General features: G+C 51.2%; 9 protein-coding genes. 8 read left to right on the top strand and 1 reads right to left on the bottom strand.

The features are described 5' to 3' along the window. The first annotated feature begins 17 nt into the window (after positions 1–17). The 6 genes from ACUNV4_RS17790 (at position 18) to ACUNV4_RS17765 (ending at position 8,432) form a co-directional block, all read left to right on the top strand. Positions 18–1,454 (top strand): mannose-1-phosphate guanylyltransferase/mannose-6-phosphate isomerase, encoded by a 1,437-nt coding sequence (locus tag ACUNV4_RS17790; protein ID WP_430879937.1) that lies wholly within the window; start codon positions 18–20, stop codon positions 1,452–1,454. After that, positions 1,451–2,077 (top strand): sugar transferase, encoded by a 627-nt coding sequence (locus tag ACUNV4_RS17785; RefSeq protein ID WP_430879936.1) that lies wholly within the window; start codon positions 1,451–1,453, stop codon positions 2,075–2,077. The genes ACUNV4_RS17790 and ACUNV4_RS17785 overlap by 4 nt, the downstream gene beginning before the upstream one ends. 76 nt (positions 2,078–2,153) lie before the next feature. Continuing rightward, a complete protein-coding gene (locus tag ACUNV4_RS17780; RefSeq protein WP_430879935.1) occupies positions 2,154–3,257 on the top strand; it encodes an acyltransferase family protein in 1,104 nt (367 codons plus the stop codon). A 451-nt stretch (positions 3,258–3,708) separates the two neighbouring features. Continuing rightward, positions 3,709–4,899 carry an outer membrane beta-barrel protein gene (locus tag ACUNV4_RS17775; protein ID WP_430879934.1) on the top strand — a complete coding sequence of 397 codons (1,191 nt, stop codon included), beginning with the start codon at positions 3,709–3,711 and terminating at the stop codon, positions 4,897–4,899. A 210-nt stretch (positions 4,900–5,109) separates the two neighbouring features. Continuing rightward, a complete protein-coding gene (locus tag ACUNV4_RS17770) occupies positions 5,110–5,727 on the top strand; it encodes a polysaccharide biosynthesis/export family protein (RefSeq protein ID WP_430879933.1) in 618 nt (205 codons plus the stop codon). Between the two features lie 11 nt (positions 5,728–5,738). Further along, complete coding sequence (locus ACUNV4_RS17765) at positions 5,739–8,432, top strand: GumC family protein (protein WP_430879932.1); 2,694 nt, start codon at positions 5,739–5,741, stop codon at positions 8,430–8,432. Positions 8,433–8,571: 139 nt separating this feature from the next. Here the strand turns inward: ACUNV4_RS17765 and ACUNV4_RS17760 are convergent, their stop codons facing one another. After that, complete coding sequence (locus ACUNV4_RS17760; protein ID WP_430879931.1) at positions 8,572–9,642, bottom strand: glycosyltransferase family 4 protein; 1,071 nt, start codon at positions 9,640–9,642, stop codon at positions 8,572–8,574. A 228-nt stretch (positions 9,643–9,870) separates the two neighbouring features. Between ACUNV4_RS17760 and ACUNV4_RS17755 the strand changes: the two genes are divergently transcribed. Continuing rightward, complete coding sequence (locus ACUNV4_RS17755; protein ID WP_430879930.1) at positions 9,871–10,926, top strand: NAD-dependent epimerase/dehydratase family protein; 1,056 nt, start codon at positions 9,871–9,873, stop codon at positions 10,924–10,926. A gap of 133 nt (positions 10,927–11,059) precedes the next feature. Further along, the gene (locus tag ACUNV4_RS17750; RefSeq protein WP_430879929.1) at positions 11,060–12,487 is read left to right on the top strand and encodes an O-antigen ligase family protein; all 1,428 of its coding nucleotides are present in this window, start codon (positions 11,060–11,062) and stop codon (positions 12,485–12,487) included. Positions 12,488–12,490: the final 3 nt, after the last annotated feature.

Below are 12,490 nucleotides of genomic sequence, written 5' to 3'. Positions count from 1 at the left end.
GCATAGAATTGTGAGAATTGAAAGTGATCAAATCATCTGAACTCATGGTGCCCGTTGTGCTGGCTGGGGGCTCCGGTACTCGACTGTGGCCGCTGTCGCGAACGGACTACCCGAAGCAGTTTCTGTCTCTGGGTGGAGAACTGTCATTGCTTCAGCAGACTGTAGCAAGATTCGACGAGTCGGATGTGGCTGCACCTTTGGTTGTCTGCTCCGAGAAGCATCGTTTTCTCACTGCAGAACAGCTTCAGGCCTTGGAGGGTCAAAATGCCACGATCATGCTGGAACCCTGCGCTCGCAATACAGCTCCTGCCATTGCCGTTGCAGCATGGCAGTTGCTCAAGGACCATTCCGATGCGGTCATGGTCGTTCTGCCGGCAGATCATTTGATCGCGGACAACAACAGGTTTATTGAAACTGTGTTCCAGGCGAGTCAAATGGCTCAGGAAGGTCATCTGGTAACATTGGGTATCACTCCGACAGCCCCGGAAACCGGCTATGGCTATATCGAGTCTGGCGAGGAGACCGGCGAGGTCGGTGGCGGTCGCAAGGTAGACAAATTCATCGAGAAGCCGGATGTGTGCACGGCTGAGTCGTTGATCGCCGCTGGTAACTGCTACTGGAATGCGGGCATCTTTGTATTCAAGGCCTCGGTGTTCCTTGAAACTTTGCAGCAGTTGCAACCAGACATGCACGAATTTACTCGCCAATCAGTTGACAAGGCCAGTGTGGATCTCGATTTTCTACGCATTGAAGAATCCTCATTTTCGCAATGCGTCAACCTCTCTGTCGATTACGCGGTCATGGAGAAAGCCGACAACGTTGTCGTCATGCCTTATGACTCCGGTTGGTCCGATATTGGCAGCTGGGACGCAGTACACAAGGCTAGCGAGCGGGACGCAAATGGAAACTCGGGAACAGGCGATGTTCTTCATCACGGTGCCAAAGACACTTACCTGCATGCCGGTTCCCGGCTTGTTGTGGCCTTGGGAACCAACAACATATCCGTGATAGAAACTTCAGACGCCGTGCTGGTTATTGATAATACCAATGCTCAAAGCATCAAGGAAGCTATTGCGATCCTGAGCAAGCAAGGGCGCAAGGAGTTGTCAGAACATACAACTTGCTACCGACCATGGGGACACTATGAAAGCCTCAAGCTACATCCTCGTTTCCAGGTCAAACGCATCAGTGTAAAGCCCGGTGCCAAGTTGTCGCTGCAGAAACACTTTCATCGCTCGGAGCATTGGGTTGTGGTGAAAGGTACGGCGATAGTGACCAACGGCGATGAAGAGATTCTGCTGACTGAAAACGAGTCCACATACATTCCTTTGGGTACCATGCACCGACTTTACAACCCCGGCAGCATTCCTCTGGAGTTGATAGAGGTGCAATCAGGATCCTACCTGGGAGAAGATGACATCGTGCGCGTCGGAGATGAATACGGTCGAGCATGATCCAGATTCTGAACAAGGCCTTCAAGCGAGTTCTGGATTTTCTCGTCGCGACGTTCCTTCTGATTGTGTTGTCTCCAGTCATTGCATTGGCGGCGATTCTGGTGCGGATACGCTTGGGTTCGCCGGTGCTGTTCCGGCAGACGCGTGTTGGTAAGCATGAGAAGCAGTTCGAATTGATGAAGTTCAGGTCAATGCTGGGCGAGAGAAGTTCCGAGGGTGAGCTGATTCCGGAAAACGACCGTCTTACGCCCTTTGGTCGTGCTCTGAGAGCCACCAGTGTTGACGAGCTACCGACACTCTGGCTTGTATTGAAGGGGGAGATGAGTCTGGTCGGGCCAAGACCTTTACTGGTCAGGTATCTGCCGCTCTATAATGACCACCAGCGTCGACGACACGCCGTGAAGCCAGGCATTACGGGTTGGGCTCAGGTCAATGGCCGAAATGCCATATCGTGGGAAGAGAAGTTCGATCTGGATGTCTGGTATGTGGAAAACCAGTCATTATTTCTCGATATGAGAATTTTATTGCTGACTGTGAAGAAAGTGTTGTGGCGAGAAGACATCGACTCTCCAACTCACGGCATAATGGAAGAGTTCAAAGGGTCTGGCAGTTCTATTGATTAGTCGTCAGGCTGAAAGCTTCATGCATTTTTCAGACATTCGCTGAGATGCACCAACGCAACATATTCGTGAATACAGAATGGAAAATGCAAGCTCGGGACCTGCCAGACAAAAACTGTTGCGACTGGAGGCAGTTCGCGGACTGGCTGCGTTCTATGTGGTAATGCATCACACTTTGCCGCACACATATCTGGTTGGCGGATTCAATATCGGCTACTTTGCCAGGTTTGGGCAGGAAGCCGTAATTCTGTTTTTTCTTCTGTCCGGGTTTGTCATCAACTATTCATATCGACTCGGTAAGGACAAGACGTTCAATCGCTATTTTCAAAACCGTTTTTACCGAATCTATATCCCGCTATTCTTTGCCTTTATCATCAGCTATATCAGTTTCTCCTACAACGCAGTAAGTTTGCAGAATATCGACCTGAAGACTCTTGTCGGAAATATCTTCATGCTGCAGGATTGGGCGTTTGCACGACCCAATGTCATCGTCGACTCCTACATGGACAACGGGCCGCTATGGTCCTTGTCGTACGAGTGGTGGTTCTACATGCTGTACTTCCCCATCGTGAACCTCAGGATGTCAACGACTGCGCGAGATCGCATTGTATTTGGTACGGCTATCGGCTTTGCTTTGCTGTATCTCGTGCTCCCGCAGTATTTTGTTCGAATCGGTATGTATCTGGCTATTTGGTGGGCCGGTGTGCGCCTGGCTGACGCCTATCTGGATGGTGTCATTGATGACTACAAGCGACACATCCTTCCTGTCTGCACATTGGCATTGATTGTTGTCGTGTTAGGCGTCAATGTGGTTTTGCAACGTGCCGACGGCGTGAGGTTGTTGCTGGGTACCCACCCGATAATAGAGATGCGGCATTTTGTCTTCGCATTCGTTGCGCTGGTAGGAGCGTTGATTATCAACCGACTCAGTTGGGCGCCATTCGACATTGTTACGCGTCCATTTCTGATTTTTGCCCCTATTTCCTATGCCTTGTATATTGTGCATGTGCCGCTGGCTCGAAATGGTGAATACCTGGGTTTTTTCAATAATGTGTACGCCGAGTGGGTTGGTTACCTCGTTGTGAGCCTGGTAGTGTCCTATGTGATAGAAATCTGGATCTACCCTTACCTCAAAGCCAGATTTACGCGGGGCAGCAAACGCGCCGCCATGGACCCGCATTGATTCGCAAGAGAGACTGCCAGTATCCGTGCAGAAAGTTCATACATTCAGTGTTCTGTTCACAAACAGCTTGCTGATCGATATCGAGCAGATCATGTTTTAAGTAGGAAAGAGTTGCGAACTTCTACAGGGAAGCGTCTCTATTTCACTTAGGTTCTGTGAAGTGGATTCACAAGATGTGGTGTAAGTCGAGTTATTTTGTTAGGTAATGCCAGTTTTTGTTCATCAGAACAAGTTCTTCATGGCTGTGTGGATAACACACTTGCTCGAAGCGGTAACAATACCGAATACTGTGCTGCTACCGTCTGTCCCATCTGTCAAGCCTTGGCCTGACTCGGGTATAATTCAGAGTTCTAATCTGAAATTGGCGCGTGAGCGAGTGAATCATTTCTTGTGTACAAATTTCAAGCTGGCAAAGGTCTGTCAACTCGGACGCCCCTTTGCCGATAGACGTATGGCGTCGCTGGCTTTTTCCGGGGCCATGATCATCTCTGCTGACGCACTTTCACAAGAGGCGGCTTCCTTCAAGCTGGGCGAAACGAATCTCACACCCGCAGTCAGAGTGGACTATGTCTCCATTGATAACGTTTATCGCAAGGCTTCGGATGAGGTCTCTGGCACTGGTGTACATGTCAAGCCGGAGCTGGTATGGAGTGCGGATCGTCGACTTCTGACCTTCGATGCGCTGTATAGCGGCGATTATGCGTCCTTTTCAGAAGACGGCCTGGATTACGACAATCACTACCTCAGATTGAGAGGCATCGGTGATATCTCCAGCAGGCAACGTTTTCTGGCTAGTCTTTCAGTAACGAACTTTGCAGAGGAACAAGGAACTGGTCAGGCCAGTGGAGTGCTGGATGTTCTGGACGAACAGGTTGAGGTAACTGGAGTATTCGGTCGAGCGGAGTACACGTATGGTGCCAGAAACAGCCGTGGTAACCTGACTGGCGGAGTGATTCTCGGATCTTTGAGTTATTCGAACCTTGAAGCATTCACAGACGGTGACGACTACACATTTGTCCGTCCTTATGGTGTTTTCTCTCTGCGTCTCTCGCCAGATACTCGTTTTCTCACAGAGCTGAGGTTCACGGCATTTGATTACGACGATGATGCTCGCGACCGTGATGAGGTCGCTCTTTTGACAGGGGTGGAAATGAGTGCGTCCTCCAAGCTCAGTGGAGATGCCCGTATTGGTGTGGCCAAAGCCAGCTTTGATCAGGACAGTGACAATGACACGACAGAGTTGATTGCTGAAGTTGGATTGCAGTACTCACCAGTGTCTTATAGTCGGTTTGATATCAGTTTTGACAGATCATTCGAGACTGAGGACAACAATGTCGACAACATAGGTCGCGCAATCGATGATACCGCCGGTATTGTCTGGACACATGACTGGTCCAGTCGATTCCAGACACGGACAACCTTGAGCCTTGATAACTCCGATAGAGAGTGTCCCAATGTTGATGATCAGACCGTTGCGTTCGAAATCGAACTGAATTATCAGGTTCGTCGCTGGTTGCAATTTGGTATCAGCGGTACCCAGGAAAGTCGTTCGATCACGGATTGTGTTGATACTCCAGCTGTCCTGGAAGCGCTTGATTACGACAGATCCGTAGTGGGCGCCCATGTCAGGGCTACCTTGTAGATTGCTGTATCTGTTGTTCAGTCGTGGCTGTCAGTCGTTTGTCGTTGCACGAGTATAGTGCCAATGCCTCGTTACTTGAACATTTTGCGATCGGTCTGGCTTGTCTGGTATACCGGGCATTTGTCGTTAGTAGTTTTTGAGAACCCTGTTAGGTCTATCGGATCCCGACCCTAGTAGTCTTGCCACCAACAATCCTTTGAGCTTTTTTAGATGAGAATTCTTCACCTACCAGCCATATTTCTCCTCTGCCTGACAGCAGTCGGTTGTGGTACGGCAACGTCCATCCCCGACGAGGTTGAATCAACTGTAGATGCAGCTGCCAGTGCCGAAACAGGATCTGACGCCGACAACTTCGTCATTCAGAATGATTACATTCTGGGCCAGGGCGATACCATTTCCATTCAGGTTTTTGATGAGCCTGATCTGACGTTGAGTACAGCCGTTGGAACCAGCGGAAGCATCAACTACTCCTATCTGGGAGACATTCAGGTAGCTGGCAAGTCGCCGGTGCAACTGGAACGTCACATAGCGGGTCTGTTGAAGAACGGCTACCTGGTAAATCCATCGGTCAATGTCACCGTGCTGGAATACAGACCGTTCTATATCAATGGCGAAGTTCGCACACCGGGTAGTTATCCCTACCAGCCGGGGTTGACACTGGACAAGGCGATAGCTTTGGCTGGTGGGCTGACAGATCGGGCATCGACTCGGAAAATGTTCGTGACCAGAGGTCAGAACGGGGGCGCATCGGAAGAAGGCTCCAGGGTATTTCTCAATTCCAGGATCGGTCCTGGGGATATCATTACAATTAAAGAAGGGTTCTTCTAATGGCGCGTTCAATGGATGTAAATCCAGGCGGCGACAGCTTCGACTCGGATTACCGGGATGAAGCTGACGGCGGGCTGGATCAGATCGATCTTCAGCATTATGTGCGGATCTTGCGGAAGCACAAATTGCCTATCATGCTGTTTACGGCAGCCATTACGGGATTGGCGGGCTACTATGCCTACACGGCCACTCCGGTTTTTCGGGCTACCTCTACCTTGCTCATCGAGTCTCAGGCAAATACGTCTATCTCGTTTGAAGAACTGGTAGGCGCACAAGCCGAAGGTCAGGACTATTACGAGACACAGTATGAGCTGTTGAAGTCCCTGGGGCTGGCCAAGCGAGTGGTCGATGTGATGGATCTGTGGAACGATCCTGAGCTGGCTGTTGCCTCTGAAGAGGGCGAACAAGGTCAATCCGAATCGGCATCTACCGGTCTTTCTGGAATGGTCGATGGCGTCAAGAACTCACTGGGGCTGGATAGTTCGAGCGATTCCGACACTGGCGTCATAGTCGATCTTGACAATCCTGCCGCTTCGTCGGGTGATGGCGCCTCCGGCACGCAGATCTCTGCTGCCGATGCTGCCGAAATCGATCGTCGAGTGCTTTCGGGCACTGATGGGCCGAAATTTTCGGTAGAGCTCAACGAAGAGTCATTCGGGGATGCCGGAAAGTTGACTCAGGACCAGCAGATTGTCCTCGGCAGGTTCATGGGACGCTTGTCCATTGATCCGGTCAGAAAGACCAAACTGGTCAAGATTTCCTATGAGTCCACGGATCCACAGCATGCTGCAGCGGTCGCGAACACGGTCAGCGAGCAGTACATCGACAGCTACCTTGACGCGAAGCTTGAGCTGACGACGCGCGCGTCATCATGGTTGAACGAGCGGTTGACTCAGTTGAAGGCTGTCCTCGATGAGTCAGAGGATCGTCTGATCGCATTCAAGCAGGAAAATGGCCTGGTCGATGTGGGCGGTAGTGTCGGGCGATTGAACGAGCAGGAGCTGTTGTTGGTGACTGCCGAGCTGGCACAAGCTCGAAGTGAGTTGTCAGCGAAGTCAGATGTCTACCGTGAGGTTCAGGCCTTGCAGGGACAACCGGATCTGCTGCAATCCATCCCCGCTTTCCAGGCCGACCCATTGGTGCAGGGCGTCAAGGTAGACCAGGGGCAGGCTCAGCGGCAGCTGGATGAACTGCGAAATCGTTACGGTGACAGACATCCACGGGTTGTCGATGCGATGTCGCAACTCGAAACACTGAATGCAACGCTTGAAGGTCATATTGCGCGTGTTGTGGGGAGCGTGGCCAAGGATTTCCAACTGGCCCAACAGCGGGTAGCTTCCATTGAAGCGAAGTTGAATTCCGGCAAGAGTGAAATTCAGGCAATCGGTACGAAGAAATTCGAACTGGACGCATTGGAGCGTGAAGTTGCTACCAACCGCACGATATACGACACTTTCTTCAGCCGTATCACAGAAGCGAAATCTGCTGATGGCCTCGAATCTGCCAATGCGCGTGTTGCTGATTACGCTCAAACACCCGTGACACCTGTCAAACCGAAGAAGCAGCTGATCATCGCACTGGCGGCACTCGGTTCACTGGTGTTGTCGATGTTGATGGCTTTCCTGTACGAGCAAATGGATGACACCGTCAAGGGAACCAGTGATGTCGAGAGGACATTGGGACTGAAGTTGCTCGGAATTCTTCCCTTGATCAAGGGGGGATTGTTCAACACAAAGCAGGATTTACCGTTGAGCCCACTGGAGATTCCGGAAAAGAACAGAACCTTCGCCGAGTCGGTCAATACGGCCAGAACCGCAATCTGTCTGGGAGATAACGAATCTGTTCGCAAGGTGATCACGATCACATCCTCAATTCCTGGAGAGGGTAAATCTACTGCAGCGATCAATCTGGCCTATTCGTTGTCACAACTCGAACGCGTACTGTTGATCGACTGTGACATGCGTCGACCGACAGTTGCCAAGGCAGCAGGGCTGGATCGAAACATTGCGGGTTTGAGTAATCTGATTGCCAATACGGCGGCCGCCAAGGACTGCATCATCCGTGGAGTCTTTGAAGGCGCGTTCGATATACTGCCTTCCGGCCCATTGGCAGAGCAGCCTCTGGAGTTGTTGTCCTCAAAACGATTCGAGAAGATTCTGCAGCAATTGGGTAATCACTATGATCGCATCGTCATAGATAGCGCGCCAACTCAGGCAGTATCAGATGCGTTGGTTCTGGGGCGTATGAGCGATGCAGTAGTCTACGTTGTCAAATCTCATGAAACGTCCATGGAATTGGTCAAGCGTGGTATCCAGCGTTTGCACCAGGTCAATGCGCCATTGGCTGGCGTGCTGATAACGCAAGTGGATATTCACAAGATCACGGCTTATGGTGGTGATTACTACTATCAGGGATATTACGATTACTACGGATACACAGAGAAGGGCAAGGCTGGCGGAAAATCGGAGCGAGTAAACAGCAAGCTCAAGTTGACTCAACAGGAGTTGATGGATATCCGTACCGATGACAGTGATGTGGACCTGGGTCTGGACTATGGCGCGGGTAGTCGCGCCAATCGCTCAGCAAACACTGACGAGTTTGATTTTACGGCCAGAATCGAGCGTCCTGATACGGCGCCTGCGCAACGAGACTCCAGGCGTAAGACATCAGCAGATCTGCTGGACGACGATCTGGATATCGTATGACCAGATAGGAGGGTAGTCTGTCGCTGATTCAGGACAACAAGCCCATCAATAAAGCCCGGTACCGCTGATCAGGTGGTACCGGGCTTTTTTTGCGCAGGGTCATGGGCAAAGCGTATGAAACGTCTGTTGCCAGAGGGTGTCAGGAAAGAGCGTTGCAGAAATTCCGAGCCATGTTCTCGAGGCTGTAGAGTTCGTTACTGTTGCGGCAACCTTGCATCAGCTTTTGTTGCAATTCCGGGTCGCCAAGATAGTGGATGATCAAGTCAGCATAGCTGGCAGCGGTAACCTTGCCAGTGTCGATCAGACAGTTTTCTCCATTTGTCAGATAGGCAATTTCAGGGCTGTGCTCTCCTGCATCGGAGGTGATCAACGGTCTGGAAAACTGGAACGAATCAATGGCTATCAGGCCGACAAGACCTGGCATGAGAATGGCGCACGATTGGGCCAGCATCTTGTCTCGATCGAGTCCATACAGGGAGCCGTGAACATGTAGCCAGGGGCGTGATCGAGCGGCTTCATCCATCGCAGCTCGTTCGGGGCCATCGCCGACCAGATGCAGCTGGAAGTCACTGACTTTGGACGCGACGATGTCTGAAGCGTCCAGTAGTAACGGCAGGAATTTCAGATCATACATGCCACCAACGAATACACAGGAATTGGGTGATGGTGGGTTGTTGCCCAAATGAGCGTTTGTTGATTGTTCGAGAGTGTTGTTGACGACCGTGATTCTGTTGTCATCCACAGATTGTTTCAACAGACTGCTTCTGGATACCTCGGTGTATGCAAACCATCGGTCGACATTCAGCATGACCTTTTTCAACCAGGCAGACAATCGGTATTCAGTAGTTGCCTGGAAATTTTCTCCGTGTCCGAAATAACCCATTTTGAGGTAGCCGAACTGTCGCGCGGCAAAGATCACGTAGTTGTCCAGCAGTTTGGCCGCATGCTCGACCACGACGAAGTCGCCTCGTTTCAGATGTCTGGCGACACCTGTCCAGTAGAGATATCGGCCTGCCAGGGAAAAATGCCGGGTTCTCAGGTTGATTCCCCATTCTGGCTGCACCATGCGAACCTTTGAAGCCTCATAGGGGTCAGGGTCAGCATACAGGAGGACGAATTCGATATTGCGCTCAGCCAGAATCTCTTTCACCCGCTCGAAAAATGGTAACCGGTAGTGCGGAACAAATTTCTGAACGAACACAACGCGCATGCTGGTGTTTCCTGAGGCTGTTTGGTGCAACTACTGAGTTCTCGGATCTTACATTGTTTATCAAGGAAATCGCATGAGTTATGGCTTCTTAGACACTATGGCTATTGCCAACTACGGTAAGATTCTCCTCTGTTACCGAGCTGTGGAAAGGCGGTCTGCCAGTTCACGTGAGGATTGAATTCGGAAGGTGTCAATGCTGCCCTTCTGCACGAGGTCGTTTCCAGATAAATGAAAAAGAAGTTGTTGGTTACAGGAGCTGCTGGCTTGATCGGCAGTGAGGTGGTTGCCTGGTTCTCACGTTTTGGTTGGGAAGTCATTGGCGTGGACAACAATATGCGTGCCGATTTTTTCGGTCCGAAGGGTGACACCACGTGGAACACGCGGCGCATGGAAGCCGAATTTGCCGACTATCGTTGCGAAGCGGTCGATATCAGGAATCGTGATGCCTTACGCGCATTGGTAGCAAGTGTCAAACCGGATGCTGTGGTTCATACGGCAGCTCAGCCCAGTCACGATCTGGCTGCCAGTCGGCCTTACGATGATTTTGATGTCAATGCCGTAGGTACCATGAATCTGCTTGAAGCGGTTCGTCAATACTCAACGGAGATACCGTTCGTACACCTGTCGACCAACAAGGTCTATGGTGATGCCCCCAACAACCTTGAGCTCATCGAGACAGAAACACGCTGGGACTATGCCGATGAGGCATATGCAAATGGCATATCCGAATCGTTCACGATTGACCAGAGCAAACACTCCATTTTTGGTGCGAGCAAGGTTGCTGCGGATGTCATGGTGCAGGAATACGGTCGCTATTTCGGCATGCCAACCTGTTGTCTGCGGGGAGGGTGTCTCACAGGCCCGAATCATTCTGGCGTGGAATTGCATGGATTCCTCAGCTATCTCATCCAATGCAATCTCGAAGAGCGTGAGTACACGGTATTCGGGTACAAGGGCAAGCAGGTTCGTGACAATATCCATTCTCACGATGTTGCTGCGTTTGTCCATGCTTTCATAGAAGCGCCTCGAGTTGCAGAGGTTTACAACATCGGTGGTGGACGTAACAATTCAGTCTCGATACTGGAAGCGTTCGAATTGGTGTCTGCCATTTCGGGCAAGCCGATGAAGTATCGTTACGATGAACAGAACAGGAGCGGCGATCACATGTGTTATATCTCTGATCTTGGCAAGATGCGCTCGCATTTTCCTGCCTGGGATATCACGAAGGATCTGAAGACCACGTTTCAGGAAATACATGATGCGTGGATCTTGCGAGCTGCATGATTAATACCGCTCAACCAGCACAATGAACAGCGATCTCGCCACCAGGGAAGTCGAAGAGCACGGCCGTCGCTCTTCCCGGTCTCGAGGCTCACGAAGTACCGGAAGCCGGAAAAAAAGCGCGTTATCCCGTTATTTGAGACGGATACGCTCAGGTCTGATTGAACCGTTTCTGCATTGGCTCCGAGAATCGGCCTGGATCTGCGCAGTACCGCTGTTACTTCTGCTTGGTATCACTGCCACGGACTTCCTGATTCTCACGAACGTTTCCGATGCATCCAGAAGTCTGTTTTTCGAAGAATTGCCGGTACCGTACAACGATTCGCGACGGGATGCGGCGGAGACTCTGAAGGCTGATACGCTTCAGTACGTCTATCTTCTGCTGTTGTTCCTTTGCGCTTTCCGTTGGCGCAAGATTGTCGGTTATCTGATGGAGTGGCCGCATCTGGTATTGATCGTTGCCTATTTGCTGGTAGGCGTCCTCTACAGTATGGACCCCGTCAAGGTGGTTACCAACAGTATTCTGATATTCATCGGTTTTCTGGCGGCCATATTGTTTGCGACTGCCTATTCAAGTCCGGGGCGTTATGACGGCTTCTTTCACGTCGTCTTCTGGCCATTGGTGCTATTGCACCTGGCAAGTCTTTTCATACTGAATCTGTATGATGTCGACCTCCTGAGCTTTCTCGCCTCGACTCAGCGGTACGGGGGCTTGGCAGGAAACCCGAATTCCCTGGGTTCCACGGCGGTGCTGGGTGTGTGGGCAGGCGCCAGTATTCTATTGTCGGCGCATAGCAGCCGAGCGGTACGTGTCCTGGCGCTTCTGGGATTGCTGTTGTTGTTTTTCAATACGGCCTTGTCAGGCAGCGGCACCTCGACGGCTGCCATTCTGCTGGTCTTGTTTGCACTGGCCTGGCTGAGAATTCTGGCAGCCTTCCAGCCGAAAATACGTCTGATTCTCAATGGTTCTCTGATATTGATTGCCGTTTTCGTGTTCATGTACGGCATGTTGTTTACAACGCCTGCGGAGCTCTATCTATCCATTACGGGCAGTATGGGAAAGGATGCCACCTTGTCCGGCAGAACAGAATTGTGGGCGATTGCAAGTGACGCGATCAATCTGAAACCCTGGTTGGGCTGGGGGTTCGACTCCCACCAGTCGGTAATGGCTGAACGAACATTTTCCGTGCGATTCAACCACTACCACAATGGTTTTCTGGATACCGTTGTCGCAGGCGGTGTCGTGTTGCTGGCATTGGTCGGCTACAACCTGGTCAGATTCTGTCAGGTTTTTCTACGTACATTCCGAAAGGACGCAAATGCGTTTCCCTTGTTGTTGCCGTTGTTGATATTGCTGGCGTTGAACATGAGTGAATACTCGTTGCTCAGACCCAACAGTCAGCTTTGGCTGGTGTACATGATCTCCTTCACCATGCTGACTTACAGCCCGGCGGTCAGCGTCTCCTTGCAATTCAGTCTGGGCAGCAAGGAGCGCAAAAGCCGTCGTTTCAGTGGCGCTCGTTCTGGCCGCAGAAAAAGAGGTGAGAAACTTCGCTGGGGCTGATCA

Source organism: Granulosicoccus sp. 3-233 (genome assembly GCF_052681095.1).
This window is presented reverse-complemented; position numbering and strand designations above follow the sequence as displayed.